This is a genomic window from Serratia sp. CY33802 (assembly GCF_052169095.1).
In the GTDB taxonomy this organism is placed as follows: Bacteria; Pseudomonadota; Gammaproteobacteria; order Enterobacterales; family Enterobacteriaceae; genus Serratia; species Serratia bockelmannii.
In genome coordinates this window covers 832,241-857,420 of sequence record NZ_JBJNLL010000002.1, presented here as the reverse complement: position 1 = coordinate 857,420, position 25,180 = coordinate 832,241, and the positions used below count along the sequence as shown (strand labels likewise).

General features: G+C 63.5%; 28 protein-coding genes. 18 read left to right on the top strand and 10 right to left on the bottom strand.

Annotated features, from left to right (window positions below; genetic code table 11):
• The first annotated feature begins 35 nt into the window (after positions 1-35).
• Genes ACJ8HA_RS10625 through ACJ8HA_RS10610 form a run of 4 tightly spaced genes read left to right on the top strand, consistent with a single transcriptional unit; the run spans position 36 to position 3,688 of the window.
• Positions 36-1,196: an ABC transporter permease gene (locus tag ACJ8HA_RS10625; protein ID WP_164099767.1), complete on the top strand. Its 1,161-nt coding sequence runs from the start codon at positions 36-38 to the stop codon at positions 1,194-1,196.
• Entirely contained in the window at positions 1,193-2,128 is a 936-nt protein-coding gene (locus tag ACJ8HA_RS10620; RefSeq protein WP_049203911.1) for an ABC transporter ATP-binding protein, read from the top strand. Before ACJ8HA_RS10625 ends, ACJ8HA_RS10620 begins: the two co-directional genes overlap by 4 nt.
• Positions 2,125-2,898, top strand: a complete 774-nt coding sequence (locus ACJ8HA_RS10615; RefSeq protein WP_060432689.1) for an ABC transporter permease — start codon at positions 2,125-2,127, stop codon at positions 2,896-2,898. The genes ACJ8HA_RS10620 and ACJ8HA_RS10615 overlap by 4 nt, the downstream gene beginning before the upstream one ends.
• A gap of 28 nt (positions 2,899-2,926) precedes the next feature.
• Positions 2,927-3,688 (top strand): phosphate/phosphite/phosphonate ABC transporter substrate-binding protein, encoded by a 762-nt coding sequence (locus tag ACJ8HA_RS10610; RefSeq protein ID WP_442515369.1) that lies wholly within the window; start codon positions 2,927-2,929, stop codon positions 3,686-3,688.
• A gap of 6 nt (positions 3,689-3,694) precedes the next feature.
• Here the strand turns inward: ACJ8HA_RS10610 and ACJ8HA_RS10605 are convergent, their stop codons facing one another.
• Positions 3,695-4,414, bottom strand: a complete 720-nt coding sequence (locus tag ACJ8HA_RS10605) for an SDR family oxidoreductase (RefSeq protein WP_151429127.1) — start codon at positions 4,412-4,414, stop codon at positions 3,695-3,697.
• A gap of 134 nt (positions 4,415-4,548) precedes the next feature.
• Between ACJ8HA_RS10605 and ACJ8HA_RS10600 the strand changes: the two genes are divergently transcribed.
• Complete coding sequence (locus ACJ8HA_RS10600) at positions 4,549-5,460, top strand: LysR family transcriptional regulator (protein ID WP_025302047.1); 912 nt, start codon at positions 4,549-4,551, stop codon at positions 5,458-5,460.
• Here the strand turns inward: ACJ8HA_RS10600 and ACJ8HA_RS10595 are convergent.
• The 4 genes from ACJ8HA_RS10595 to ACJ8HA_RS10580 form a co-directional block, all read right to left on the bottom strand.
• The gene (locus ACJ8HA_RS10595; RefSeq protein ID WP_165698097.1) at positions 5,448-5,624 is read right to left on the bottom strand and encodes a hypothetical protein; all 177 of its coding nucleotides are present in this window, start codon (positions 5,622-5,624) and stop codon (positions 5,448-5,450) included. The genes ACJ8HA_RS10600 and ACJ8HA_RS10595 overlap by 13 nt on opposite strands.
• 106 nt (positions 5,625-5,730) lie before the next feature.
• On the bottom strand, positions 5,731-6,651 hold the full coding sequence (gene yedA / locus ACJ8HA_RS10590; protein ID WP_049203915.1) for a drug/metabolite exporter YedA: 921 nt from the start codon (positions 6,649-6,651) through the stop codon (positions 5,731-5,733).
• 110 nt (positions 6,652-6,761) lie between these two features.
• A complete protein-coding gene (locus tag ACJ8HA_RS10585; protein WP_025302049.1) occupies positions 6,762-7,256 on the bottom strand; it encodes a DUF2878 domain-containing protein in 495 nt (164 codons plus the stop codon).
• A 176-nt stretch (positions 7,257-7,432) separates the two neighbouring features.
• Positions 7,433-8,086, bottom strand: coding sequence for a helix-turn-helix transcriptional regulator (locus ACJ8HA_RS10580; RefSeq protein ID WP_025302050.1), 654 nt, complete (start codon positions 8,084-8,086; stop codon positions 7,433-7,435).
• A gap of 103 nt (positions 8,087-8,189) precedes the next feature.
• Here ACJ8HA_RS10580 and ACJ8HA_RS10575 point away from each other — a divergent pair, with 103 nt between their 5' ends.
• From ACJ8HA_RS10575 to ACJ8HA_RS10550, 6 genes are all read left to right on the top strand, one after another.
• Positions 8,190-9,644 (top strand): MFS transporter, encoded by a 1,455-nt coding sequence (locus ACJ8HA_RS10575; protein ID WP_025302051.1) that lies wholly within the window; start codon positions 8,190-8,192, stop codon positions 9,642-9,644.
• Between the two features lie 30 nt (positions 9,645-9,674).
• Positions 9,675-10,523, top strand: a complete 849-nt coding sequence (locus tag ACJ8HA_RS10570; RefSeq protein WP_089180675.1) for a helix-turn-helix transcriptional regulator — start codon at positions 9,675-9,677, stop codon at positions 10,521-10,523.
• 71 nt (positions 10,524-10,594) lie between these two features.
• Complete coding sequence (locus ACJ8HA_RS10565) at positions 10,595-11,305, top strand: AzlC family ABC transporter permease (RefSeq protein WP_043137025.1); 711 nt, start codon at positions 10,595-10,597, stop codon at positions 11,303-11,305.
• Positions 11,302-11,613 (top strand): AzlD domain-containing protein, encoded by a 312-nt coding sequence (locus ACJ8HA_RS10560; RefSeq protein ID WP_043137027.1) that lies wholly within the window; start codon positions 11,302-11,304, stop codon positions 11,611-11,613. Before ACJ8HA_RS10565 ends, ACJ8HA_RS10560 begins: the two co-directional genes overlap by 4 nt.
• Positions 11,614-11,683: 70 nt before the next feature.
• Positions 11,684-12,253: a helix-turn-helix domain-containing protein gene (locus ACJ8HA_RS10555; protein ID WP_060432694.1), complete on the top strand. Its 570-nt coding sequence runs from the start codon at positions 11,684-11,686 to the stop codon at positions 12,251-12,253.
• Positions 12,254-12,255: 2 nt separating this feature from the next.
• Complete coding sequence (locus tag ACJ8HA_RS10550; protein WP_043137032.1) at positions 12,256-12,774, top strand: GNAT family N-acetyltransferase; 519 nt, start codon at positions 12,256-12,258, stop codon at positions 12,772-12,774.
• Positions 12,775-12,777: 3 nt separating this feature from the next.
• Here the strand turns inward: ACJ8HA_RS10550 and ACJ8HA_RS10545 are convergent, their stop codons facing one another.
• From ACJ8HA_RS10545 to ompC, 3 genes are all read right to left on the bottom strand, one after another.
• A complete protein-coding gene (locus ACJ8HA_RS10545) occupies positions 12,778-13,608 on the bottom strand; it encodes a 5'-nucleotidase, lipoprotein e(P4) family (RefSeq protein WP_164099770.1) in 831 nt (276 codons plus the stop codon).
• Positions 13,609-13,625: 17 nt separating this feature from the next.
• The gene (locus tag ACJ8HA_RS10540; protein WP_025302058.1) at positions 13,626-14,477 is read right to left on the bottom strand and encodes a GNAT family N-acetyltransferase; all 852 of its coding nucleotides are present in this window, start codon (positions 14,475-14,477) and stop codon (positions 13,626-13,628) included.
• 179 nt (positions 14,478-14,656) lie between these two features.
• Positions 14,657-15,754 carry a porin OmpC gene (ompC, locus tag ACJ8HA_RS10535; protein ID WP_025302059.1) on the bottom strand — a complete coding sequence of 366 codons (1,098 nt, stop codon included), beginning with the start codon at positions 15,752-15,754 and terminating at the stop codon, positions 14,657-14,659.
• A gap of 241 nt (positions 15,755-15,995) precedes the next feature.
• On the opposite strand from ompC, the gene ACJ8HA_RS10530 reads away from it, so the two are divergent.
• The 4 genes from ACJ8HA_RS10530 to dinG all read left to right on the top strand — a co-directional run bounded on the left by ACJ8HA_RS10530 (position 15,996) and on the right by dinG (position 19,756).
• On the top strand, positions 15,996-16,652 hold the full coding sequence (locus ACJ8HA_RS10530; protein WP_025302060.1) for a glutathione S-transferase family protein: 657 nt from the start codon (positions 15,996-15,998) through the stop codon (positions 16,650-16,652).
• A 124-nt stretch (positions 16,653-16,776) separates the two neighbouring features.
• Positions 16,777-17,109 carry a carboxymuconolactone decarboxylase family protein gene (locus ACJ8HA_RS10525; protein ID WP_025302061.1) on the top strand — a complete coding sequence of 111 codons (333 nt, stop codon included), beginning with the start codon at positions 16,777-16,779 and terminating at the stop codon, positions 17,107-17,109.
• Positions 17,099-17,491, top strand: a complete 393-nt coding sequence (locus ACJ8HA_RS10520) for a tautomerase family protein (RefSeq protein ID WP_025302062.1) — start codon at positions 17,099-17,101, stop codon at positions 17,489-17,491. Before ACJ8HA_RS10525 ends, ACJ8HA_RS10520 begins: the two co-directional genes overlap by 11 nt.
• Before the next feature lie 66 nt (positions 17,492-17,557).
• The gene (gene dinG, locus ACJ8HA_RS10515) at positions 17,558-19,756 is read left to right on the top strand and encodes an ATP-dependent DNA helicase DinG (RefSeq protein ID WP_442515328.1); all 2,199 of its coding nucleotides are present in this window, start codon (positions 17,558-17,560) and stop codon (positions 19,754-19,756) included.
• On the opposite strand, the gene ACJ8HA_RS10510 is transcribed toward dinG, so the two are convergent.
• Entirely contained in the window at positions 19,757-20,191 is a 435-nt protein-coding gene (locus tag ACJ8HA_RS10510) for an Lrp/AsnC family transcriptional regulator (protein WP_025302064.1), read from the bottom strand.
• Positions 20,192-20,327: 136 nt separating this feature from the next.
• Between ACJ8HA_RS10510 and ACJ8HA_RS10505 the strand changes: the two genes are divergently transcribed.
• Positions 20,328-21,236 carry a DMT family transporter gene (locus ACJ8HA_RS10505; protein ID WP_025302065.1) on the top strand — a complete coding sequence of 303 codons (909 nt, stop codon included), beginning with the start codon at positions 20,328-20,330 and terminating at the stop codon, positions 21,234-21,236.
• 3 nt (positions 21,237-21,239) lie between these two features.
• Here the strand turns inward: ACJ8HA_RS10505 and prpR are convergent, their stop codons facing one another.
• Entirely contained in the window at positions 21,240-22,841 is a 1,602-nt protein-coding gene (prpR, locus tag ACJ8HA_RS10500; protein ID WP_442515327.1) for a propionate catabolism operon regulatory protein PrpR, read from the bottom strand.
• A gap of 245 nt (positions 22,842-23,086) precedes the next feature.
• On the opposite strand from prpR, the gene prpB reads away from it, so the two are divergent.
• Both prpB and prpC read left to right on the top strand, forming a co-directional pair.
• Positions 23,087-23,977, top strand: a complete 891-nt coding sequence (gene prpB / locus ACJ8HA_RS10495; RefSeq protein WP_049203922.1) for a methylisocitrate lyase — start codon at positions 23,087-23,089, stop codon at positions 23,975-23,977.
• Positions 23,978-24,010: 33 nt separating this feature from the next.
• Positions 24,011-25,174, top strand: a complete 1,164-nt coding sequence (gene prpC / locus ACJ8HA_RS10490) for a bifunctional 2-methylcitrate synthase/citrate synthase (protein ID WP_089180679.1) — start codon at positions 24,011-24,013, stop codon at positions 25,172-25,174.
• Positions 25,175-25,180 lie beyond the last annotated feature (6 nt).

Below are 25,180 nucleotides of genomic sequence, written 5' to 3'. Positions count from 1 at the left end.
GAGAGGGGGTTAACCGAGGGAGCCGGAGCGTTTCTTTGACTATCGCCGTAAAACATCGCGTCTTGTTGACGCTGTTCATGCTGTTGCTGCTGGCCGCGTTCGGCCTGCCGTTCCTCAGTTATGCCCCCAATCGCCTGTTGTCGGGCAAAAGTCTCTCCTTGTTCTCCCTGCTGCACGGCCCGGCGCTGTGGCTGCTGTTGCCGCTGGCGGCATTGGCGAGCCTCAGCCTGTTGCCGCCGACGCGGGGGCGGGCGCTGCTGGCGGCGCTGGCCGCCTGCGGGGTGTTGACGCTGGCGTTCTGGATCAGTGGGCAGGCCGCCGGGCGTCTGGCGCAGGAGGGGTCGCGCCTGGCGCGCACCTCTTGGGGCAGCGGCTGCTGGCTGACGATGGCGCTGAGCCTGCTGATCGCTGCCGACGCCATGGCGCGCCTCACCGCGTCGCATCTGTGGCGCATGCTGGGCAACGCGCTGGTGCTGGTGCCGCCGGCGCTGCTGCTGTTCGGGCATCAGCTCGATCAGCTGTCGCTGCTGAAGGAGTACCACAATCGTCAGGAGGTGTTTGACGCCGCGCTGTTGCAGCACCTGACCATTCTGCTGGCGACGATGGCCCCGGCGCTGGCGATCGGCGTGCCGCTCGGGGTGCTGTGTTTTCGCTCCGAGCGCTGGCAGAGGCCGATTTTTTCCGCGCTGAACATTATCCAGACCGTGCCTTCCATCGCGCTGTTCGGCCTGCTGATTGCGCCGCTGGCGGGGCTGGCGGCGGCGGTGCCCTGGCTGGCGGAGCACGGCGTCAGCGGCATCGGCATGGCGCCGGCGATTGTGGCGCTGGTGCTGTACGCGCTGTTGCCGCTGGTGCGCAGCGTGGTGGCGGGGCTGCAGAGCGTGCCGGCCGGGGTGATTGAGTCCGCCACCGGCATGGGGTTGACGCGCGGGCAGATTTTCCTGCGCGTGCAGCTGCCGTTGGCGCTGCCGCTGTTCCTGACCGGCGTGCGCATCCTGGCGGTGCAAACCGTCGGCATGGCGGTGGTGGCGGCGTTGATCGGCGCCGGCGGTTTTGGCGCCATCGTGTTCCAGGGGCTGCTCAGCAGCGCGCTGGATCTGGTTCTGCTGGGGGTGATCCCGGTGGTCATGATGGCGGTCATCGTCGATTCGCTGTTTAAATTTTGGGTTTCAATCCTGGACGTATCGCGCCGATGATTCACTTTGAGCAAGTCAGCAAAATTTTTCAGGGCAAGCCGGCGGTCGACGATCTCACGCTGCACATCGCCGAGGGCGAATTCACCGTGTTGATCGGCACCTCGGGTTCTGGCAAGTCCACGACGTTAAAAATGATCAATCGCCTGATCGAACACGATCGGGGCAAGATCCTCTTTGCCGGCGAAGAGATCCAGTCGTTCAAACCGCAGGATCTGCGGCGACGCATGGGCTATGCGATCCAATCGATCGGCCTGTTTCCACATTGGACGGTGGAGGAGAACATCGCCACCGTGCCGCAGCTGCTGAAATGGCCGCGCGCGCGCATTCGCGATCGGGTTACCGAGTTGCTGGAGCTGCTGCACCTGGAACCGGATCTGTTTCGCCGTCGCTACCCGCACCAGCTGTCCGGCGGGCAACAGCAGCGGGTGGGGGTGGCGCGTGCGCTGGCCGCCGATCCCGAGGTGTTGCTGATGGACGAACCGTTCGGCGCGTTGGATCCGGTCACCCGCGCGGCGCTGCAGGCGGAGATCGCCCGCATTCATCAGCTCTCGGGCCGCACCATCGTGCTGGTGACGCACGATATCGACGAGGCGCTGGGCCTGGCGGATCGCCTGGTGCTGCTCGATCAGGGGCGCGTGGTGCAACAGGGCACGCCGCTGGCGCTGTTGACCGCCCCGGCCAACGACTTCGTGCGCGATTTCTTCGGGCGCAGCGATCGCGGCATCAAGCTGCTGTCGCTGGGTACGGTGGCGGAGCGGGTGCGGCCCGGCGTCGCTGGGGGCGAGCCGATCGCCGCCGCCATGAGCCTGCGCGAGGCGCTGTCGGTGTTCGTGGCGCGCGGCAGCGACTGCCTGCCGGTGGTGGATGAACGGGGCGAAGCGTTGGGGGTGTTGCATTTCAACGATCTGATCGCCGGGCAGGCGCTGTCATGAGCGGGCGCATCGGGCGCCTGCTGCGCGATCCGCTGCCCTGGACGTTGGCGCTGCTGTTGGCGCTGGTGTTCGGCATGGATCATCTGCGCGGCCTGTTCGCCGCCTGGTTCCCTGATTTGGAGCGGCCCATTTATCAGCAGGACAGCTTTATCGCGCTGGTGGGGGCGCACCTGTCGCTGGTGGCGATCTCCAGCCTGATCGCGGTGGTAATCGGCGTGGCGGCGGGCGTCGCTGTGACCCGACGCAGCGGCCGGGAGTTTCGTTCGCTGGTGGAAACGGTAGTGGCGGTGGGGCAGACCTTCCCGCCGGTGGCGGTGCTGGCGGTAGCGGTGCCGGTGATGGGCTTCAGCGAGCAGCCGGCGATCATTGCGTTGGTGCTGTACGGCCTGCTGCCGATCCTGCAGGGCACGCTGGCGGGCATCGAATCGGTACCGCCCGCCACGCGCGAGATCGCCCGCGGCGTGGGGATGAGCGCCTGGCAAATTCTGTGGCGGGTTGAACTGCCGCTGGCGGCGCCGGTGATTGTCGCCGGGATCCGCACGTCGGTGATCATTAACATCGGTACGGCGGCCATCGCTTCCACCGTCGGCACCAAAACGCTCGGTTCGCCGATCATCATCGGCCTGAGCGGGTTTAACACCGCCTATGTGATCCAGGGCGCGGCGGTCGTGGCGTTGTTGGCTATTATCACCGATATGCTGTTCGAACGTTGGGTGCGTTATCTCACCGCCTGGCGCCAGCAGACGCTGGCGGCCACTCCGGCGGGGTAAGGGGGAAATGATGCAGGTGTCTCTACCGATGTACGGCGTTGGCCGGGAGCAGGCCGAATCCTTCTGGCAGGTCTTGCGCGGCAAGCTGCTGCGGCTGGGGTTGCCGGCGGCGCCGGAACGGCTTAGCTGGCCGGACGATCTGGCGCAACACTGGCGGCGCGAGGATCTGCTGCTCAGCCAAACCTGCGGTTATCCGTTGGTCAGCACCTTGCCGCAGGTGCAGCTAATCGGCACCTACCACTACCGGGTGGAAGGGTGCGACGGGCCGAATTACCGCAGCTGGCTGGTGGTGCGCGCGGACGATCCCGGCGAGCGGCTGGCGGATTTTCGCGGCCGAACGGCGGCGTATAACAGCACCGATTCCCAGTCCGGCTACAACGGCCTGCGCGCGCTGATCGCGCCGCTGGTGCAGGACGGGAAATTCTTCGGTGCGGCTATCGCCTCCGGCGCGCATTATCAGTCGCTGAAGCTGATCCGCAGCGGGCAGGCGGATATCGCCGCCATCGATTCCATCAGCATGGAACTGCTGCGCCGCGCGCAGCCACAGGCGCTGGAGGGACTGAAAATCATCGGCCGCACGGCGGCGGTGCCCGGTTTGCCGCTGATCACCGCAGCCGGCACGCCGCCGGAACAGGTGGACATCCTGCGCGCCGGCGCCCGAGCGATGCTGGATGAGGCGGTCAGCGACCGCCTGCTGATCGGCGATTTCAGCCTGGTGCCGCGCTCGGCCTACCAGATTATCACCGTGCTGGAGCAGCAGGCCGCCGCACAGGGCGTGACGGCGCTCTAGCCGCCGTTACAGCAGGCCGCCGCCGTCGATGTCGATCACGCTGCCGGTGACGAAACCGTTCTCCATCGCCAGCAGGTAACCCGCCGCGACGTCGGCCGCCTGGCCGATCCGGCCGACCGGCAGGCTGCCGCTTACGCGCTCGAACAGCGCCTGACGCTGCGCGGCGCTCATGCCGTCGTAGGCTTCGGTGGCGGTGATGCCGGGGCTGACCACGTTCACCCGCCGCGGCGCCAGCTCCTTCGCCAACTGTTTGCCGACCGCTTCCAGCGCGGCGTTGATGCCGGTTTTGATCAACTGACCGCCAAGGTATTTACGCGACAGTTGGCCGGAGGTCAGGGTGATGGAGCCCTGCGGCGCCAGCGTCGGCAGCGCCGCCTGCACCGCGCGCAAACTGCCCCAGAATTTGACGTTGAAGTCGGCCTGCGCCTGCTCAAAGGCAGTTTCCGCCAGCGGTTTCGCGTCCACCAACGGCCCGGCGGTGATCACCAGATGGTCGAAAGCGCCGATGGCGGCAAACAGCGCATGCAGTGATGCTTCATCGGTCAGGTCGGCCTGCATCAGATGCAGCGCGTCGTTTTTCTCCCCGGCGTGGGGAAGGCGACGTGAAGCCAGCACCACTTCAGCGCCGCGCGCCGCCGCCGCGTAGGCCACCGCGGCGCCAATGCCGCTGGTGCCGCCCAGGATCACCAGCTTTTGTCGTTTCAGGGGGGAGTCGGGAATCGTCATGTTAAGGCCTCTTTTTAGGTAAGTTTCAACGGGATCTATCTTTCCTGATTGAAAATGAGGAAAAAAGCCCGCCTAATAGCAAACACTTGTAAATTAATATTAATAATTGATTGGGCTAAAAAGAGGGGAAATACATGACCTCATTTGTCGATCTCGAGGTGTTTGTCCGCACGGTGGACGGCGGCAGTTTTTCCGCCGCGGCGCGCGCGCTGGACATGACGCCGGCGGCGGCCAGCATCGCGGTGAAAAGGCTGGAGCAGCAGCTGGGCGCGCGGCTGCTGGTGCGTTCCACCCGCAGCCTGAGGTTGACGGAGGAGGGCGCCCGCTATCTCGACAGCGCGCGCCTGGCGCTGGGCGCGTTGGCCGAAGGAGAGCAGGCGATCCGCGAGAAGCATCAGGGGCTGTCCGGGGTACTGCAGATTTCCGCGCCGTCGGATTTTGGCCGCAATTTGCTGCTCTGCTGGCTGGATGAGTTCCGCCTGCAGCACCCGCATATTCAGCTGCAGCTCCTGATCAACGATCGGCAGGCCGATCTGTTTCGCGAACCGGTGGACGTGGCGCTCCGTTTCGGGCCGTTGGCCGACTCTTCGCTGGTGGCGCTGCCCATTTTGCCGCAGCACCGGCGGCTGATCTGCGCCAGCCCGGATTACCTGCGGCGGCATGGCGCGCCGCAAACGCCGGCCGATCTGGTTCGGCACAGCATTCTGGTGTATCAGCCCAGCGGCAAACGACAGGTGGAATGGCGGCTATGGCGCGGTGAGGAACTGATCGAAGTGCCGTTGAACGGCAGCTATTTTACCGATGACGGCGAGGTGGCGCGGCGCTGGGCGCTGGCCGGGCATGGGGTGGTGCGCAAGTCGGCGATCGACGTGGTGGCCGACATTCGCGCCGGGCGGCTGGTGCAGCTGTTGCCGGAATGGCGCAGCGACGCGGTGCCGATCAATCTGGTTTGCCCGCATCGCTCGCAGGTGTCGGAACGCGTCAGGCAGCTGCAGCGCTTTTTACAGCAGCGCTGTCAGCGTTGGATGGACGATCACTTGGCCTGAAGGGTTTCGGTTTGCGCCGGCGTGGCCGCGCTATCCCCGGCAGGCGCGCTTTCTTCATGCGGGGTGGTGGAACGGGTGTAGATGTTCAACCCGGCGAGGAATACGCCGCCCAGAGAACCGAAGGCGCACAGGGCGATGACGATGAGGAACGCTTTTTTCAGCATAGGAATAATTTCGCAGGTTGCTTGGAACAGCGGGAATTATAGCCCCTTCGCCGGGTGAAACAAGAATCGTTTTTAACGGCGGCCCGCTGACCGCCCTTTGCGATCGCTACCGTTCGCTGTCGATGGCCTGCACGCGGGCCGGGCGGGCGAACAGGTATTTTCCCAGCGTCACCAGCACCACCGCCGCCACGATGATCACCAGCGCCAGCCACTCGCGCGGCGCCAGTGATTCGCCGGCAAAGCCGATGCCGAGCAGCACCGCCACCACCGGGTTGACGTAGGCGTAGCTGGTGGCGACCGCCGGGCGCACATTCTTCAACAAGAACATATAGGCGCTGATCGCCAGCATCGAGCCGAAGACAATCAAGTACCCGAGCGCCAGAAAGCCGCCGGTGCTCGGCATCTGAGCCAGGTGCTCGCCGCTCAGCCGGCTGGCGACCAATAACACCACGCCGGCGACCAGCATCTCCGCCGCGCCGGCCATCGGCCCGGCCGGCAGCGAGATGCGCGATCCCAATACCGAGCCAAAGGCCCAACTGGCCGACGCCAGCAAGATCAACAGCGCGCCGGTCGGGTTGCCCACCAGGTTGTTGCCGGTGTTGAGCAGCACGATGCCCACTAACCCGAGCGCAATACCGGCCCATTCCAGTTTGGTGTTGCGCATGCCCCACAGCAGGCTGAAGCAGAGGGTGAACAGCGGCACCGTCGCCACCATCACCGCGGCGATGCCGGACGGCACATGTTGGTGTTCCGCCACCGTCACCAGGCCGTTGCCTACCGCCAGCAACAGAATGCCAATGGCGCCGGCGGCCAGCCACTGCTTCGGCGTCGGCAGCGCGTGGCCGCGCCAGGCCAGGAAACTGAACAGCACGATGCCGGCAATCAGAAAGCGAATCCCGGCCATCATCAGCGGCGGCCACTGCGCGACGCCGAGGCGAATGACGAAATAGGTGGAACCCCAAACGATATATAACGTGAACAACGCCCCGATCAACGGCAGGACGCTACGGCTTTGTTGGCTAAGCATAGGGATGTGTTTTTGCAGGGATGATTATTATTAGAACGCTCAGTAAACCCGATTGGGCAACCGATAAGCAATGGCTTTCGGCATTATTTTTCCCGACTGCCGCAAGCCGTTCAGCTGTTCCGCCGCTTCCACTGCAGCCAACTGACGGCCGGCAGGTAAATCGACCAGCCGACGGCCAGCAACAGCAGCATGAACTCCGGCGGCACGCCGGGCAGTAACACGCCCAGCTTCCAGGAGACGGCGTAGGCGAAAGGACCGACGGCGGCGCCCAGCACCGCCAGCGGCCAGGGCGCCGCTCTGACCACGTCCAGCAGCCAATACCACCAGCAGCCGAAGCCGATCCACAGCGCGAGGGTCCAGAGCGGCAGGCCGTGTTGCCCGCTGTAGTGCAGCACGCCGCTGTAGCTCCATAGCCCATCCATGCCGATACCGCCCAGGGCAGCCAGAGCCGCGCCCTTACGGCGGGTGGCAGGGGTAAAGATCAGCGCCAGCGCCGCGCCGGCCAGCAGTAGGCCGTTGAGCCGATCGCGAGTCAGCAGCGCCAGCAGCCAGCAAACGCCCAGTCCCAGCGTCGCCAGCCAGAATCCGGCATGCGGCTTCTTCATCGTTCAACTCCCGTGGGGTTACTCTGCCGCTGCGCGCTTAGCGCCGACGGATTTGCCAAGCGGGCGCGAGGCCCGCTGTTTGCCTGAATGTTCGTTAATTCAACCTTAGAAGGGAAGGTGTGGGGTGCACAAGCAGAATAATCTGTACCGGTTGAAAACGTGGGCAAAAACCGGTGTTACAGGAGCGAAATCCGGTAGGCGCAGCGGCGCGAGCCGGCCAGAATGTGTTCGGCGCGCTCCACCTGCGCCTGCAGCACTTCGGTGAAGATACTCAGCTCCGCCCGGCAGAAGCCCTGGCAGACGGTGGCAGCGGCGCAGATCGGGCAGTGGTTTTCCACCAGCAGATAGGCACCGTCCTCCTCCTGGCGCCATTCGGCCATATACCCTTCGCGACAGCGGATCTCGGTCAGGCGTGCCACGCGCTCCTGCAGATCGGCGGCGCCAATCATCGCCTGCTTGTAGTTGATGCGGTTTTCCTGCTCGCGGGTTTCGATCAGCACGTCGAGCGCCTGTTCGCCCAGCTTGTCGCGCACGGTGCGCAGCAGCTGAACCGTCAGGTCCGCATGGGTATCGGGAAAGCGCGCATTGCCGGCCGAGGTCAAATGCCACAGCTGTACCGGGCGGCCTACGCCGCGCGTTTCCGCCACCGCTTCGACCAGCCCCTCTTTCGCCAGCTTGACGAACTGCTGGCGGGCCGCCTCACCGGTGGTGCCGAGCACCTTTCCTGCGTCAGAAGCTTGCTGCGGGCCGCGGGTTTTCAATAGCGTCAGCAAGCGGTCACTGACCGATTGTGCGGTCTTGCCGCTATTTTCCAAGTTTATTCTTGACATATTTCTCCGCCTCGCCCTAACTTATTCCAAGATAACTCTTGTTAAATTTAACGCAATCTTATGATCAACTCAATGCCATTCCTCTGAAAACAGGACGACAACCGTGATAACCCATGACGATAGCCGCTGGAGCGACCTTTTCTCTGGCAAAAATGCGGCCAGTGCGATCGCGCTCTCGCTCGGCGTGGCGCTGCATGCCATCAATATTCTGGTCGCCACCACCATCTTGCCCTCGGTGGTGCAGGATATCGGCGGGCTGGATCTCTATGCCTGGAACACCACGCTGTTCGTGGTGGCGTCTATCCTCGGCTCCGCGCTGTCGGCCCGCTTGCTCAGCGGCTACGGTGCGCGCAGCGCCTATCTGGTGGCTTCGCTGTTCTTCATCGCCGGGGCGGCGCTGTGCGCGCTGGCGCCGAGCATGCCGGTGATGCTGATCGGCCGCACGGTGCAGGGCTTTGGTGGCGGGCTGATCTTTGCGCTCTCCTACGCGATGATCAATCTGGTATTCGAGCAGCGGCTGTGGCCGCGCGCCATGGCGCTCATCTCGGCGATGTGGGGCATCGCCACCCTGGTGGGGCCGGCGGTAGGCGGTATTTTCGCCGAACTGAACGCCTGGCGCTGGGCCTTCGGCATTCTGCTGCCGATCATGGCGCTGTACGCCGCGTTTACCTTCTTGATCCTGCCCAAGGGCAAAGCGCAGCAGGCGGCCGCACCGTTGCCGACCGCACAACTGCTGTTGCTGACCGTGGCGGTGCTGGTGGTGTCCGCCGGCAGCCTGGCGCACAGTGCCTGGATCAACCTGGCGGGCATCGCGCTCTCGCTGGTGCTGATGGCCTGGTTGCTGAAGCGCGAAGCGCACTCGCGCGCCCGCCTGTTGCCGCACGGCGCACTGAGGCGCGGCTCCTCGCTGGCGGCGTTGTACATCACGACCGCGTTGCTGGTGATCGGCATGACCAGCGAAATCTTCGTGCCTTATTTCCTGCAGCTGCTGCACGGCCAGTCGCCGCTGATCTCCGGCTATATCGCCGCCGCTATGGCCGCCGGTTGGACGTTGTCCGAGATCCTCAGCTCCGGCTGGCGCGGAGCGGGCATTCGCCGGGCGATCGTCAGCGGGCCGCTGTTCGTGCTGGTGGGCTTGCTGGCGCTGGCGATCCTGATGCCGATGCCGTCCGGCGGCCACTGGCAGGCGTTGGCGCCGATCGTCATTGCGCTGTTGCTGGTGGGATTCGGCATCGGCTTCGGTTGGCCGCACCTGCTGACGCGCATTTTGCAGGTGGCACCTGAAGCGGACAAAGATATCGCCGGCGCTTCAATTACCACGGTGCAGCTGTTCGCCACCGCATTCGGTGCGGCGCTGGCCGGGATGATCGCCAACCTGGCGGGGCTGAACGATCCGGGTGGCGCGACGGGCGCGGCATCGGCGGCGCGTTGGCTGTTCCTGGCGTTCGCGCTGGCGCCGCTGCTGGCGGTATTCAGCGCCTGGCGCTGCGCGGCGATCGCGCCGCCGGGGGCCGAGACGGGCAATTTTGTACAAAACCCGCCCTCGCGCGAGTGCTAGAATGCCTCTCATTCAGCGGAGGTAGGCAAGATGAAGGCGGAAGGCATAGCGCGCAAAGCATCCCGGGAGCAGGCTCATTTTATGCACGTCGACGATCTTGGCGGGCTGGAAGTGCTGCAGGCCACCTACCGCCGCCAAACCTTCTCGCGCCACAGCCATGAAGGCTTCTGCGTGGGCGTCATCGACGATGGCGCCCAGCGCTTCTACCGCACCGGCGGCGAACACGTGGCGCCGCTGGGCAGCATCATTCTGGTCAACGCCGACGATATTCATACTGGCAGTTCCGCCACCGAAGAGGGCTGGTCGTATCAGGCGATGTACCCGACGCCGGAGCTACTGGCCTTTTTATCGCGCGATCTGAAAACCGGCGCCGGCGCGACGCCTTATTTTCCCAACCCGGTGGTGCACGACGTCGGCCTGGCTGGCCAGTTGCGCATGGCGTTCAGCCTGCTGCGCAGCGATGAGAACCGGCTGATGAAGGAGACCATGGTGTTCTCGGCGCTGACCTGGCTGATGCTGCGGCACGGCAAAAGCCGTATCGATCCTGCGCCGCAGAGCCGGGCGCAAAGCCAAGTGGCGCGGGTGAAAGCCTTTCTCGACGATTTCCCCGAGGCGGACATTTCGCTGCTGGAGCTGGCGGATCGCGTGGCGCTCAGTCCTTATTACCTGCTGCGGCAGTTTCAGCAGGCCACCGGCCTGCCGCCGCACGCCTATCAAATTCAGGCGCGGCTGCGCAAGGCGCGCGGCATGCTGAAGGCCGGCAACAGCGTGCTGGACAGTGCGTTGAGCTGCGGCTTTCACGATCAAAGCCATTTCCACCGCCATTTTCGCAAGTCGATGGGCGTCACGCCGGGCGACTACGTCAAATCGCTGAAATAGCCGGGCAATCGGGTGCAATACCCGTGTACGCCTGCGCCGTAAGCTGGCTTCTTCAACTCAAGGAGAAGCCCATGACTGATTCAATCCCCCTCATCACGCCGCCCTCCGCCCGCCTGCGCCCCGCGCTGCAGGGCGGGGTGGCTATCTTGCCGCTGTGCCTGGCGGTGGTGCCGTGGGGAGTACTGGCGGGCTCGATGGCCCTGCAAAGTGGCCTGACGCCGGCGCAGGGGCTGGGCATGTCGGCCATCGTGTTCGCCGGGGCGTCGCAGCTGGTGGCGATGGGCATGATCAAGGGCAGCGCCGGGCTGCTGGCGATCCTGCTGTCGACCTTTTTCGTCACCGCCCAGCATTTTCTTTACGCGCTGCGGCTGCGGGAGCGTATCGCGCCGCTGCCGTTGCGCTGGCGGCTGGCGCTGGGATTCTTGCTCACCGATGAACTGTTCGCGCTGACCGGCGAACAGACGCCGGCGCGTTTCAACCGCTGGTATGCGCTGGGCGCCGGGCTGACCTTTTACCTGTGCTGGTTTCTCTCCACGCTGCTTGGCATCGTGGCCGCCGGCAGCGCCGGCGATCTGGACGGTTACGGGTTGGATTTCTCCATCGCCGCCACCTTTATCGCCATCGTGGTGCCGCTGGTGCGCAGCCTGCCGGTGTTGGCCTGCGTGCTGACCGCGCTGCTGCTTTCCATCGTGTTGCACCATTTCCAGACGCCGGGCGCATTGGTGATCGCCACCGTGGCGGCGATGCTGGTCGGGCTGCTGTGCAGCGGGGGGCGCCGATGATCTGGCTGACGATCGTTTTGATGGGGCTGGTGGTGTTTTTCAACCGCTACTGTTTTCTGGCGCCCGGGTTGCCGCTGCGTCTGTCGCCGCGCGTTAAAACCCTGCTGAGCTTTTCCGTGCCGGCGGTGCTGACGGCGATCTGCGGGCCGATTGTCGCCTTCAGCGGCGACCAGCTGCGCGCCGCGCCGGATAACCCTTACCTGTGGGGGGCGGTGTTTGCGGTGATACTGGCGTTCTTTCTACGCAATATGCTGGCGGTGGTGTTGCTGAGCATGCTGATTTTCATCGCGCTGCGCGGCATTTTTTAAAATTCGCTTGCCATATCTCTAATTTGAGATTATTTCTCTTTTGTGAGATTTTTTAGGCGAGGTATGAGCGGTGGATAATGGTTTGGAGACGGCCGACCTGAGGTTGGCGCAGCGGCTGGCGGATTTGCGCCAGCAGCGGGCGTGGTCGCTGGAGGAGTTGGCGCAGCGCACCGGCCTTAGCCGGGCGACGCTCTCGCGGGTGGAGCGCGCCGAAACCAGCCCGACGGCGTCGCTGCTGAACCGGCTGTGCGCCGCCTACGGGTTGACCATGTCGCGCCTGCTGAGCGAAATCGAAGACGAACCGCCGGAGCTGCTGCGGCCGCCGCAACAGCCGGTGTGGGTCGATCGGGCCAGCGGTTTTCACCGTCGCTCCGTTTCCCCGCCCGGCGCATTGTATAAGGCCGAGTTTATCGAAGCCCGGCTGGATGCCGGCGCGCAGATCGATTACGACCTGCCGTCGATTCCAGCGCTGGAGCATCACCTCTGGCTGTTGTCCGGGCAGCTGGAATTGACCCTGGAAGGGCGCGTTTTCCGGCTGTCGCCCGGCGACTGCCTGCGCTACCGCCTGTTCGGCGCCTCCCGTTTCCATGTCCCCGGCGATGAGCCGGCCCATTACACGCTCGTTATCTGCAGGCCATAGCCATGATTGAATTGCAACAGTGGGACGCCGATGCGGCGCAAAGTGCCATGGCCGAGTTGGCCGAGATGCTGCACGCCAGCGTGGCGCACGGCGCCAGCATCGGTTTTGTCATGCCCTTTACGTTGGAACAGGCGCAGGCGTTTTGGCTGGGGCTGCTGCCGGCCCTGGTGCGGGGAGAGCGTGCGATGCTGGTGGCGCTCGAGAACGGTCGGCCGGTCGGCACCGTGCAACTGCTGTTGGCGATGCCGGACAACGGCCGTCACCGGGCGGAAGTGGTCAAGCTGATGGTGCATCCGCAGGCGCGGCGGCAGGGCATCGCCCGGCTGTTGATGCAGGAAGTGCAGGCGCTGGCGGCGCGTCATCGGCGCAGCCTGTTGGTGCTGGACACCCTGAGCGGCAGCGCGGCGCAGGGATTGTACCGTCAATTGGGGTTCGAGGCGGCAGGCGATATCCCGCAATACGCCCGCGCCAGCGATGGCGGGGCGTTGGAGGCCACCTGCTATATGTACAAACTGCTGTGAGGCTTAGCGCCCGCGCCAGGCTTTGATCGCCTGTTGGCGCACCTGCAGCTTCTGCTGTGGCGTCAGCTTGTTGTAGTCGCGGGCCAGGCCGCTTTCCCAATCGCCGTACAGCGGGTTGGGCAGCACGATGAATTCGGTGCCGAACTTGTTCTGGTTCTCGCTGACGAACGCCCGGCGCTGCGCATTATCCTGGTGGTAAGTCGCGGCGCCGAAGTCGTTCAGGTTGTCGCCCGCGTACACCACGATGTCATAGCCGGCTTGTTTGATGGCGTCGAAGCGCGCCTGCTTATTGGAAGTGTCGGTACTGAGCAAGACGGTCTTTTCCGACATGCCGGTGAAGCCGAGCTTCTGCATGTTGGCCACCGTGGCAGCGTATTCGTTCTGCTTGCGGTTCGAGACGTAGAACATTGTTCCCTGATGAGCGTTAACGTAGCGGGCGAACGACACGGCACCCGGCACCGCGCCGGCCTGTTCGGCCTGCGTCCACTGGGCCCAGGTGGTGCCGTCGTACGGCTGGCCCTGCTGCGCCTGCCAGCCGGAGTAGGCGCTGTTGTCCAGCAGGGTTTCATCCAGATCGACCACCACCGCCTTTTTGCGGCCCGGTGCGGCCTTGGCCTGATCGAAGGCGCGCTGCGCGCTGTTGAACGCCTGATGCGCCAGCGCCTGGTATTCACCGGACTGTTGGAACCAGTTCACCGCCAGCACCGACTGATCCGCCAGCCGCTGCTGGGCCTGAGCGTCGGTATGCGGCGGCTGCGCGCAACCGGCCAGCGTCAGCAGCGCGACGCCAACTGCCGCGCCAAGGGTGAGTTTCCTTGCCTGTTTTCCTGCCATCGTTCTCTCTCTCGGTTTTAGTCTTGTGGGCTGTCCAGCAGCATATCCATCTCGAACTGGCGCAGGGGCTCCTGACGCCAGCCAAGATGCGTAAAGAAGGGGGCGGCCACCTCGGGCACAAAGACGTTGGCGGTCAGCGGCAAAGGGGCGAACTGCGCTTGCAGGGCGGCTAGCAAGGCGCGGGCATGCCCCTGACCGCGGTGCTGCGGGGGCACGTAGATCAGGCGCAGCCAGCAGTGCTCTGCGCCGGGTATCACCACGGCGTAGGCCTGACGATTGAGCGTATAGGCACGCGGTGTGCCCGGCAGCTTGAACAGCGATTCGGGGGCAATCAGCCAGGGCAGGTCGGTGGCGCCTTCCGCCGTCAGGCGATGGCTGACGGTCAACGGATCGACCGCCTGCAGCATCGCCGTGCCTGGCGGCACTTCCGCCGGCGCCTGGTGGCCGGTCAGGGTGCGCACGATGCGCAGCCCGGCGCGATGGTACAGCGCCAGCGCGGCTTCGTTGCCTTCGATCACTTCCAGCGACAGCCGATGGTCGCCGCGCTGACGGGCATCCGCCACCACCCGCTGCATCAGCGCCTTACCCAGCCCCTGACCGCGCATCTCGGGGCGTATGGAAAAGGCCGCGACCCGGCTGTGTCGGCCGCGACGGGCGATCAGCGCCACCGCCACCGGTTCCTGGCGATGGGTGACGATCAGGCTGTCGTTCAGGCTGAGGTCTTCGGCGCCGAAGCGGGCGGCGAAGGCCGGCCCGTCGAGCACGAAGCGTACAATGTAGTTTTCAAAACAGTGGGTGAGGATATTGGCCAGCTCGTCGCTGCTGTAGCGCACGGCGTTGTGGAAGTCGAAGCGTCCGTCGTTGTGCATGGCTGATTCCGCTCGGGGGAAAGCTATACATGTAGACCCGTTTGTTTTGCAAGGCAAGCGGGGGGATTCGTTGGCGGGGAAAATAAAAACAAAAAAGCCGGACGCAGCCGCCCGGCGAAATAAAACTCTGGGTATCAAGTGACGCTAAAGTTTGCAGTGGTGGTTATTCATTCATCACATCAGAACTGGTAGGTCAGGGCGAGAACAACGACGTCGTCGTTTTTCAGGCCCAGCTTGTTGTCGTCATCGAGCTGGTTGATTTTATATTCGACATAAGTGGACATGTTTTTGTTGAAGTAATAGGTCGCCGCCACGTCGAAATATTTCACCAGATCGACATCGCCGATGCCTTCAATATCTTTGCCTTTCTGCTGAACGTAACCCAGCGATGGGCGCAGACCGAAGTCGAACTGATATTGCGCGACCAATTCAATCCCTTCCGCTTTATTGGCGAAGCCGCTAACGGAGGTCGAATTGTTATTGATGGTGGCGGTGCCGGAAATAGGCGCAATATTGCGGCTCTGCGAATAAGTCGCGGCCAGGTAGACGTTGTTGTTGTCGTATTTCAGACCACCGGCCCAGATATCGGCCTTGTCGCCTTTACCGAAGGTGCCCGCTTTTTGCGTGGCGGTGCGGTTGGAAGAGGCATAGGCGGCACCCACGCTCAGGCCGTCGATGATTTCGTAGCTGGAGGAGAGGCCCCAACCGTCGCCGTTCGCCTTGCTGGCGGAGCGGCCGTCGTTTTCGTTCTTGCCCTGGTACTGCACGGCAAATTTCAGGCCGTCAACCAGACCGAAGAAGTTGTTATTACGGTAGGTGGCGACGCCGTTGGTGCGGCCGTTCATGAAGTTGTCGGTCTTGATATAAGCATCGTCGCCGAATTCAGGGATCATATCCGTCCAGGCGCCGACGTCGTAAATGATGCCGTAGTTGCGGCCGTAGTCGAAGGAGCCGAGATCCTTATATTTCAGACCGGCGAAACCCAGACGCGTTTTAGTGTCTTTAGTGCCGTCGGATTCAGTATGGTTGGCGGCGATCTGATATTCCCACTGGCCGTAGCCGGTCAGCATATCGTTAATCTGAGTCGCGCCTTTAAAGCCGATGCGGACGTAAGTTTTATCACCGTCGTTGCCGGCATCATCGGAGAAATAATGCAGGGCTTTTACACGGCCGTAAAAATCGAGCTTGTTGCCGTCTTTATTGTAGATTTCTGCTGCCTGTGCCGCTTGCGCAAGTAAAAGTGCCGGAATAATAACGGCCAGAAGATTACGTTTCATGGGTTACCCTGCTTTATTCGATTGAAAGACGCTTATCATCAGTTGCATTGCTGTTTCACTGTGCCGCCTGATTGTTGGCGGCGGAGAATTTTTACCGTAGTAATGTGATCTATTTATGACAAAAAATTCATTTTCATGTCGAACGATTAAAAAAGTCGCGCAAAGGGTGAATTTTTTCTTCAGCCGGCGGTCGGCGGCTGGTCTACAGTTATCGATACCTTGTTCCGCTGCGGGAGGAATCATGCACGATACTTATACTTTGTTCGGCACGCAGGGTTGCGGTTCGACGATCGTGGCCGCCGCGTTGGCGTTGACCGCGTTCCCCTGGGGCTATGAGGAGGTGGACTACACGCAGGACGGCCCGGAGCGCGATCGCCTGCTGGCGCTAAACCCGCTGGGCCAGGTGCCTACCTTGGTGTTGCCCAATGACGAAGTGATGACGGAGAGCGCGGCGATTATCCTGCTGCTGCACGATCGCGCACCGCATGCTGAACTGGCGCCGCCCGGCGGCTCGCCGCTGTTGCCGCGTTTTCTGCGCTGGCTGCTGTTCATTAACGCGGAGATTTACCCCACCTTCACCTATGCCGACCATCCGCAGCGCTGGCAGCCGCAGGCGGCGGGGGCGGAGCAGCTGAAAAATGCGGTGATGGATTATCGCGAGCGTTTATTGCAGCAGCTGAACGCCGCCGCCGGCGCAGCGGGCCCGTGGTTTCTCGGCAAGAGCTTCAGCGCGTTGGATCTGTACGTGGCGGTGATGTGCAACTGGCGGCCGGGCCGCGCGTGGTTCCGGCAGCACTGCCCGCGGCTGTACGCCATCGCCGAACGGGTGGAGCAGCGGCCGGAGCTGAATGCGCTGCTGAGCGCCCATTTCGACGGCGTTGCCCCACTGGAATCGTGAAACCTCCCCGCTGCCCGGCGGGGAACCCTCCCGTTTTTCTGAATCGAGACTGCCGAAAATCCCGATTTTCACTCGCTGCGGCGGCGGGTAGCGTAAGGCTATCCGCAACTGACAGGAGAGTGTGATGCCATCAGAATCCCAGGCCGGGCAACAGGCGTTCGGCGATATTGCCCCCAAGCTGGCGCAGCTCAGCGACAACATATTGTTTGACGATGTCTGGCAGCGGCCAGAGCTGAGCCCGCGCGAGCGCAGCCTGATCACCGTCGCCGCGCTGGTGGCGCTCAACCGCGTGGAACAGCTGCCGTTTCACCTGCAGCTGGCGCAGCGCAACGGCGTGGCGCGTCAGCAACTGGCCGAGCTCATCACCCATCTGGCGTTCTACGCCGGCTGGCCTGCAGCGGCATCGGCCGTGGCGCGCCTGCGCGAGCTGGAACCGGAGGCGCCCCATGCCGTTTAGCCGCATCGCCCTGCATCAGGGCAAATCCGCTGACTACCTGCAAACCTTGTCCGACAGCCTGCATCAGGCGCTGGTAGAGGCGTTCGAGGTGCCGCCGACGGACAAATTTCAGGTGATCGATCAATACCGCCCCGGTGAGCTTATCTACGATCGCGACTATCTCGGCGGGCCGCGCAGCGCGGATTTCGTGCTGTTTTACATCACCGCCGGGCGGCCGCGCGACAGCGACACCAAGCGGCGTTTCTACCGACGGCTGGCGGCGTTGCTGATGGAAAAGCTGCGGCTGAACCCCGAGGATGTGATGGTGGTGATCGCCACCACCCAGTTGGACGAGTGGTCGTTCGGCGGTGGTCGCGCCTCGATGATCGATCCGCAGGCGTAACTCGGGCTGACGTCGCCGGCGGTCTGTGGGACAATAGCGCCATCATTTCGTTTAGATAAGAGTTGAATGGCGCTCTCCTCCGCAGTTAAAGATCAGATTGGCCAGTGGTACAAAGCCCTGCAGCAGCAAATACCGGATTTCATTTCCCGCGCGCCCCAGCGTCAGATGATCGCCGAGGTGGCGAAGACGTTGGCCGGTGACTACCCGCGCCATCTGGCGATCGAGGCGCCGACCGGCGTCGGTAAAACGCTGTCTTATCTGATCCCGGGCATCGCCGTCGGGCGGGCGGAGAGCAAGCCGCTGGTGGTGAGCACCGCCAACGTGGCGCTACAGGACCAGATCTACAGCAAAGATTTGCCGCTGCTGAAGAAGATTATCCCCGATCTGAAATTTACCGGTGCCTTTGGCCGCGGGCGTTACGTCTGCCCGCGTAACCTGGCGGCGATGAGCACCGACGTCAGTCAACAGGGCGATCTGACGCTGTTCCTCGACGACGAACTGGCGCCGTCCAGCGGCGAAGAGCAGGCGCTGTGCCAGAAACTGACCAAGGCGTTGGCTCGCTTCGAGTGGGACGGGCTGCGCGATCACTATCAGCAGAGCATCGACGATCCGCTGTGGGCCAAGCTGAGCACCGACAAGGCCAACTGCCTGGGGCGCAACTGCCACTACATTCGCGAATGCCCGTTCTATATTGCCCGCAAAGAGATCGAGAGCGCCGACGTGGTGGTGGCCAACCACGCGCTGGTGATGGCGGCGCTGGAGACGGAATCGGTGCTGCCGAACCCGAAAGAATTGCTGCTGGTGCTGGACGAAGGCCATCATTTGCCTGAGGTGGCGCGCGACGCGCTGGAGATCGACGGGGAAATCACCGCGCTGTCGACCAACCTGCAGTTGGACATGATCGTGCGCCAGGTCGAGCAGTGCATGACGCAGTACCGGCCGAAGAATCCGCCGGGGCTGGCCAACAGCGAACGGCTGAAAAACCATTGCGAGGAGCTGCGCGAGCTGGTGCAGATCTTCGAGCATCAGGTCAGCGCCTACCTGCCCGGCGATAGCGTGGCGGCCGAGCACCGTTTTGAAATGGGCGAGCTGCCCGCGGAGATGGTGGAGAGCTGCGCACGGCTGTTTAAACTGACCGATGCATTACGCGGGCTGGCGGAGTTCGTGCTTAACGATCTTACCGAGCAGACCGGCAAGCACGACATCGTGCGTCTGCATCGCGCGATCATTCAGATGAGCCGCACGCTGGGCTATCTGGAGGCGATGAGCAAGCTGTGGCGGCTGGCGGCGCTCGACAAGTCGTCCAACGCGCCGATCTCCAAATGGGTCACGCGCGAGCTGCGCGATAACGTTACCCATCTGTATTTGCACTGCGTCGGCATCCGCGTCAGCGACCAGCTGGAGAAGCTGCTGTGGCGCAAGGTGCCGCACGTGGTGGTCACCTCGGCCACGCTGCGTTCACTGAACAGCTTCGCGCGTTTGCAGGAGATGAGCGGGCTGAGCGAGAAGGCCGGCGATCGCTTCGAAACTCTCTCTTCGCCGTTCAATCACGTCGAACAGGGCAAAATTGTCATTCCGCAGATGCGCTATGAACCGGCGCTCGCCAACGAGGCGGAGCACCTCGAGGAGATGGCGCGGTTTTTCCGCGCCGAGCAGGCGAGCGGCAAGCACAAAGGCATGCTGATCCTGTTCAGCAGCCACCGGGCGATGCAGACTTTCCTCGGCTACGTGACCGATCTGCGGCTGATGCTGCTGGTGCAGGGCGACCAGCCGCGCTACCGGCTGGTGGAAGAGCACCGCAAGCGGGTGGAGAAGGGCGTCGCCAGCGTGCTGGTGGGGCTGCAATCGTTCGCCGAAGGGCTGGATCTGAAAGGCGAACTGCTGACCCAGGTGCATATTCACAAAATCGCGTTCCCGCCGATCGACAGCCCGGTGATCATCACCGAAGGCGAGTGGCTGAAATCACTGAAGCGCTATCCGTTCGAAGTGCAGAGCCTGCCGAGCGCCTCGTTCAACCTGATCCAGCAGGTCGGCCGACTGATCCGCAGTAACCAATGCTACGGCGAGATCGTGATCTACGATCGCCGGCTGTTGACCAAAAACTACGGTTCGCGGCTGTTGGCGTCGCTGCCGGTGTTCCCGATTGAGCAGCGCGCGGTGCCGGAGGCCGACAAGGCGCATCTGGCGGCGCTGAAATCCGCCGCCGACGCGGCCAAAAAAGAGAAGAAGCGCGGCAACCCGTTCGCCCGCAAACGGCGGCGTTGATCAGAGCAGCGGCGGCAGGCGGCGCTTGACCGGCGTGGTTTTCACGATCGAGGTGTTGCTCTGCGCATGCTCGGCCAGCCGATCGAGGGTATGGTCGAGCTGTTCCATCGAGTGCGCCACCAGCCGCACGATAAAGCAGTCTTCGCCGGTCACCTTATCGCATTCGACCACTTCCGGGATCGCCTGAATCAGCTGCTCGACCTTCTTCAGCATGCCCGGCAGCGGCTTGATGCGCACCAGCGACTCGAAGGCATAGCCTACCGCCTGCAGATTGACGTTCAGGGTATAACCCTGGATCACGCCGCTTTCCTCCAGCCGCCGCAGTCTTTCCGACGTGCTCGGCGACGACAGCCCCACCTGCGCGCTCAGCGTCTTCAACGATGCACGCGCATCTTCCGCCAGAATGGTCAGGATTTGGCGATCGATATCATCCATAACGCCTCCGTTAGGTATTTTCTTTATTATAGCTGCGAGAAAAAGGCAGTTAAGCATATCTGCCTTTTTTATGCTATGGAAAGCCGCCCCGCGAAGCCGCAAGCTATGTCTCTGGGCAAGCTTCGAGGAATGCAGAATGAATGCAGAGATAAAACGCGGATCGCTGGAGATGGCGGCGGCGATGTTGATTTCCGGCTCTATCGGCTGGTTTGTGTTGATGTCCGGCCAGCCGGTTATCAACGTGGTGTTTTGGCGCTGCGCGGTAGGCGCGCTGGTGCTGCTGGCGGTGTGCGGCGTACTGGGGCAGCTGCGACGCGATGCGCTGACGCGCGCCACGCTGCTGCTGGCGATCGCCGGCGGCGTCGCGCTGGTGATCAACTGGCTGCTGCTGTTTGCCGCCTATTCCTATGCCTCTATTTCCATCGCCACCGCGGTGTATAACACCCAGCCGTTTATGCTGGTGGGGCTGGGGGCGCTGTTTTTGGGGGAACGGCTGACTGCCCGCAAGCTGCTGTGGCTGGGGCTGGCGTTCGGCGGCATGATGCTGGTGGTGCTGGCGCAGCCGCGGCAGGCGGGGGAGCAGAGCCATTATCTGGCGGGCATCGCGCTGGCGCTCGGCGCGGCGTTTTTCTACGCCCTGATGGCGCTGGCGGCCAAGCGGCTGAAGGGCACGCCGCCGCATCTCATTGCGCTGATCCAGGTGACGGTAGGGGCGGTGATGCTGTTGCCGCTGGTGGATTTCCATGTTTCGGCTAGCGTTGGGCAGTGGGGGATGCTGGCGACGCTCGGCGTGCTGCACACCGGCCTGATGTACGTGTTGATGTACGGTGCGCTGCAGAAGCTGCCCACCAACCTGATCGGCTCGCTGTCGTTTATCTACCCGATCGCCGCCATGTTGGTGGATCGCCTGGCGTTTGGCCACCGCCTGTCGGCGTGGCAGCTGCTGGGCGCGGCGATCATCCTGCTGGCGGCGGCGGGCATGAACCTGCTGGGCGATCGGCGAGCGCGACTGCTGCCGGCCTCGGACGGCCGGCGCGCCGGCTGATGCTCAGTTCGGTTTTTTCAGCCGGCGCCATAAGGTGGTGCGGCTGATCCCGAGCAACCGGGCGGCGGCGGCGTGGTCGCCCCCGCACCGCGCCAGGGCTTCGTGGGCGGAGATGGGCGCCGCCTGCGTCTCGGGCGGCGTGACCGCCGCCAGCTCCGGCAACAGCCACTGCAGCGTTTCACCGCTCGGCGCTGCGCCGGTGCTCAGCATCAGCGCTACCCGTTCCATCATGTTGCGTAGTTCGCGCAGGTTGCCGGGCCAGGCGTAATGGCTTAGCGCGGCGTAACAGCCGGCCAGGGCGGTGCGCAGCGGCTCCGTCAGCGGCACATCGAGCGCCGCCAGCGACTGTTTCAGAAAGTGTTCCGCCAGCATCGCAATATCGTCGCCGCGCGCCCGCAATGGCGGCAGCTGCAGCCGCAGGGCGCTCAGGCGATAAAACAGATCGGCGCGAAAACCGCCCCGTTGAATCGCCTGCTCCAGGCGGGTGTGGGTGGCGCTGATGACGCGAAAGTCGACCGTTACCGGCTGTTGCCCGCCCACCCGGGTGATAGTTTTCTCTTCCAGCGCGCGCAGCAGTCGCGTTTGCAGGTGCAGCGGCATTTCGCCGATCTCATCCAGAAACAGAGTGCCGCCGTTGGCGGTTTCCAGCAGCCCGCGTCGGCCGCCGCGCCGTGATCCGGTGAAGGCGCCTTCCTCATAGCCGAACAGTTCCGCCTCCAGCAGCGATTCGGCGATGGCGCCGCAGTTGATGGCGACGAACGGCGGCGTCGCCCCCCTGGACGGTGCGCCGCGCCGGGAAAAGTATTCGCGGTGGATTGCCTGCGCCGCCAGCTCTTTGCCAGTGCCGGTTTCTCCTTCAATTAATACCGCCGCCGGCGAGCGGGCGTACAGCATGATGGTGCGCCGGGTCTGCTCCATCTGCGGGGAGTCGCCCTGCAAATCGCCCAGCCCATAGCGTGGCTGCAGGGTATCGCGTGCGGCGTAATCGCCGCCGCGTTTGCCGCCGCTCAGCATCAGGCGCGTTACGCCCAGCGCATCGCTGAAGGCGGCGCGCAGGGTGGCGGCGGAATAGAGAAAAATGGCGGTGAGCCCGGCCTCTTCCGCCAGATCGCTGATGAGGCCGGCGCCGACCACCGCCTGAATACCGGCGGCTTTCAGCTCGGCGATCTGGCCGCGGGCGTCCTCTTCGGTGACGTAACTGCGCTGCTCCAGCGGCAGATCGAAGGTTTGCTGGAACTCCATCAGCGCGGGCAGGGGCGTTTTATAGGTGATGACACCGATCCGATCGGCGGTTCTGCGCGCCTTGCTCAGCGCCTGCAGCAGGTCGAAGCCGCCGGGCTTGACCAAAATGACCGGCACCGACAGACGGCTTTTCAGGTAGGCGCCGTTGGAGCCGGCGGCGATGATGGCGTCGCAAGGCTCGGTCGCCAGGCGTGCGCGGATGTGCTGCACCGCCTCCTCGAAGCCGAGACGGATCGGGGTGATGGTCGCCAGATGGTCGAACTCGAGGCTGATGTCCCGGAACAGATCGAACAGGCGGGTGATGGAGACAGTCCAGATCACCGGTTTGTCCGGCGCGCGGGATGGCGTGATGTGATCGCTCATGGTGGGTTACCGAATGGAAGTGGCTGCATTAGGTGTAGCCTTGTTTCAGTCATGTTTCAAATATGCCGATTGAAACCGCGATTGAAACGTTAACTGAAACGTTTTTTATCCCTTTGCCAGGCCAATGGCGCTGAATATGTTGTAACTCACTTATTTTTATCGTTTTTAATTTTTCCCCTCACCGAAGTGAAACCTGGCCCGCTCCTTGCTCTGTCTGTTTCATCTGGCTAATCGGAGAAAACGTCATGACGCTGCGCTCACCCGGGCTCGCCTTTCGTCAGGCCCTGAATAAAGAGAAACCCCTGCAAATCGCCGGCGCGATCAACGCCAACCATGCGCTGCTGGCCCAGCGGGCCGGGTTCCAGGCCATCTATCTTTCCGGCGGCGGCGTGGCGGCGGGTTCGCTGGGGCTGCCGGACCTGGGCATTTCGACGCTGGACGATGTGTTGACCGATATTCGCCGCATCACCGACGTCTGCCCGCTGCCGCTGCTGGTGGATGTCGACAGCGGTTTCGGCGCATCGGCGTTTAACGTTGCCCGCACGGTGCGCTCGGTGAGCAAGGCCGGGGCGGCGGCGCTGCATATCGAAGATCAGGTCGGCGCCAAGCGCTGCGGCCATCGGCCCAATAAGGCCATCGTCTCCACCGAAGAGATGGTGGATCGCATCAAGGCGGCGGTAGATGCGCGCAGCGATCCGGACTTCGTGATCATGGCGCGCACCGACGCGCTGGCGGTGGAGGGGCTGGAGGCGGCCATCGAGCGCGCTCAGGCTTACGTGGCGGCCGGGGCCGACATGCTGTTCCCGGAAGCGATCACCGAACTGGGCATGTACCGCCGTTTCGCCGAAGCGACGCAGGTGCCGATCCTCGCCAACATCACCGAATTCGGCGCGACGCCGCTGTTCACCACCGACGAGCTGCGCAGCGCTCGGGTGGATATGGCGCTGTATCCGCTGTCGGCCTTTCGGGCGATGAACCGGGCGGCGGAGCGGGTGTACCGCGCCCTGCGCGAGGAGGGCACGCAGAAAAGCGTCATCGACACCATGCAGACCCGCAACGAGCTGTACGAAAGCATCAACTACTATTTGTTCGAAGAGAAACTCGACGCTCTGTTCGCTCGCCAACGCGACGAATAGGCGCCATTCACGCAGAAGCCAAATGAGGACAGTATGAGCCAAGCGATCCCCCCGCAAAGCCCGACTGGCGTTAAGCCGAAAAAATCCGTGGCGTTATCCGGCGTGCCCGCCGGAAATACTGCGCTGTGTTCCGTAGGGCGCAGCGGCAACGATCTGCACTACCGCGGTTACGACATCCTCGATCTCGCGCGCCACTGCGAGTTTGAAGAGGTCGCCCATCTGCTGATCCACGGCAAGTTGCCCAACCGCGACGAGCTGCAGGCCTATAAACACCGTCTCAAAGCGCTGCGCGGCCTGCCCGCCAGCGTGCGCACGGTGCTGGAGGCGCTGCCGGCGGCTTCGCATCCGATGGACGTGATGCGCACCGGCGTTTCGGCCCTTGGCTGCACGCTGCCGGAAAAAGAGCAGCACGGCGCGGCCGGCGCGCGCGACATTGCCGATCGGCTGCTGGCGTCGTTGGGATCGATGCTGCTCTACTGGTATCACTACAGCCACAACGGCGAACGTATTCAGCCGGAGACCGACGACGATTCCATCGGTGGCCACTTCCTGCACCTGCTGCACGGCGAGGCGCCTTCCGCCAGCTGGGAACAGGCCATGCACGCGTCATTGATCCTGTACGCCGAGCATGAGTTCAACGCCTCGACCTTCGCCGGCCGGGTGATCGCCGGCACCGGATCCGACGTCTATTCGGCGATCGTCGGCGCCATTGGCGCGCTGCGCGGGCCGAAGCACGGCGGCGCCAACGAGGTGTCGCTGGAGATCCAGCAACGCTATGAAACGCCGGACGAAGCGGAAGCCGACATTCGCCGCCGCATCGACAACAAAGAGGTGGTGATTGGCTTTGGGCACCCGGTGTACACCGTCTCCGATCCGCGCCATCAGGTGATCAAAGAGATCGCACTGCGCCTGTCGCAGGAAGCGGGCGCGATGAAGCTGTATGACATCGCCGATCGGCTGGAAAGCGTGATGCACGACACCAAAAACATGTTCCCCAACCTCGACTGGTTCTCGGCGGTGTCTTACCACCAGCTGGGGGTGCCCACTGAAATGTTCACGCCTCTGTTTGTCATGGCGCGCGTCAGCGGCTGGTCGGCGCACATCATCGAGCAACGGCAGGACAACAAAATCATTCGCCCGTCCGCCAACTATACCGGGCCGGAAGCGCGGGCGTTCGTACCGCTGGATCAGCGCTGAGCGCCG

Bases quoted from the DNA above. Each gene is read 5' to 3' on its own strand.
- ACJ8HA_RS10600 (WP_025302047.1), top strand. From the start codon at position 4,549: ATGACCTCATTTGTCGATCTCGAGGTGTTTGTCCGCACGGTGGACGGC.
- ACJ8HA_RS10615 (WP_060432689.1), top strand. From the start codon at position 2,125: ATGAGCGGGCGCATCGGGCGCCTGCTGCGCGATCCGCTGCCCTGGACG.
- ACJ8HA_RS10560 (WP_043137027.1), top strand. From the start codon at position 11,302: ATGATCTGGCTGACGATCGTTTTGATGGGGCTGGTGGTGTTTTTCAAC.
- ACJ8HA_RS10520 (WP_025302062.1), top strand. From the start codon at position 17,099: ATGCCGTTTAGCCGCATCGCCCTGCATCAGGGCAAATCCGCTGACTAC.
- ompC (WP_025302059.1), bottom strand. From the start codon at position 15,754: ATGAAACGTAATCTTCTGGCCGTTATTATTCCGGCACTTTTACTTGCG.
- prpR (WP_442515327.1), bottom strand. From the start codon at position 22,841: ATGAGCGATCACATCACGCCATCCCGCGCGCCGGACAAACCGGTGATC.
- dinG (WP_442515328.1), top strand. From the start codon at position 17,558: ATGGCGCTCTCCTCCGCAGTTAAAGATCAGATTGGCCAGTGGTACAAA.
- ACJ8HA_RS10505 (WP_025302065.1), top strand. From the start codon at position 20,328: ATGAATGCAGAGATAAAACGCGGATCGCTGGAGATGGCGGCGGCGATG.
- prpC (WP_089180679.1), top strand. From the start codon at position 24,011: ATGAGCCAAGCGATCCCCCCGCAAAGCCCGACTGGCGTTAAGCCGAAA.
- ACJ8HA_RS10595 (WP_165698097.1), bottom strand. From the start codon at position 5,624: ATGCTGAAAAAAGCGTTCCTCATCGTCATCGCCCTGTGCGCCTTCGGT.
- ACJ8HA_RS10530 (WP_025302060.1), top strand. From the start codon at position 15,996: ATGCACGATACTTATACTTTGTTCGGCACGCAGGGTTGCGGTTCGACG.
- ACJ8HA_RS10540 (WP_025302058.1), bottom strand. From the start codon at position 14,477: ATGCACAACGACGGACGCTTCGACTTCCACAACGCCGTGCGCTACAGC.
- ACJ8HA_RS10525 (WP_025302061.1), top strand. From the start codon at position 16,777: ATGCCATCAGAATCCCAGGCCGGGCAACAGGCGTTCGGCGATATTGCC.
- ACJ8HA_RS10605 (WP_151429127.1), bottom strand. From the start codon at position 4,414: ATGACGATTCCCGACTCCCCCCTGAAACGACAAAAGCTGGTGATCCTG.
- ACJ8HA_RS10545 (WP_164099770.1), bottom strand. From the start codon at position 13,608: ATGGCAGGAAAACAGGCAAGGAAACTCACCCTTGGCGCGGCAGTTGGC.
- yedA (WP_049203915.1), bottom strand. From the start codon at position 6,651: ATGCTTAGCCAACAAAGCCGTAGCGTCCTGCCGTTGATCGGGGCGTTG.
- ACJ8HA_RS10550 (WP_043137032.1), top strand. From the start codon at position 12,256: ATGATTGAATTGCAACAGTGGGACGCCGATGCGGCGCAAAGTGCCATG.
- ACJ8HA_RS10570 (WP_089180675.1), top strand. From the start codon at position 9,675: ATGAAGGCGGAAGGCATAGCGCGCAAAGCATCCCGGGAGCAGGCTCAT.
- ACJ8HA_RS10620 (WP_049203911.1), top strand. From the start codon at position 1,193: ATGATTCACTTTGAGCAAGTCAGCAAAATTTTTCAGGGCAAGCCGGCG.
- ACJ8HA_RS10580 (WP_025302050.1), bottom strand. From the start codon at position 8,086: ATGTCAAGAATAAACTTGGAAAATAGCGGCAAGACCGCACAATCGGTC.
- ACJ8HA_RS10585 (WP_025302049.1), bottom strand. From the start codon at position 7,256: ATGAAGAAGCCGCATGCCGGATTCTGGCTGGCGACGCTGGGACTGGGC.
- ACJ8HA_RS10510 (WP_025302064.1), bottom strand. From the start codon at position 20,191: ATGGATGATATCGATCGCCAAATCCTGACCATTCTGGCGGAAGATGCG.
- ACJ8HA_RS10610 (WP_442515369.1), top strand. From the start codon at position 2,927: ATGTACGGCGTTGGCCGGGAGCAGGCCGAATCCTTCTGGCAGGTCTTG.
- ACJ8HA_RS10565 (WP_043137025.1), top strand. From the start codon at position 10,595: ATGACTGATTCAATCCCCCTCATCACGCCGCCCTCCGCCCGCCTGCGC.
- prpB (WP_049203922.1), top strand. From the start codon at position 23,087: ATGACGCTGCGCTCACCCGGGCTCGCCTTTCGTCAGGCCCTGAATAAA.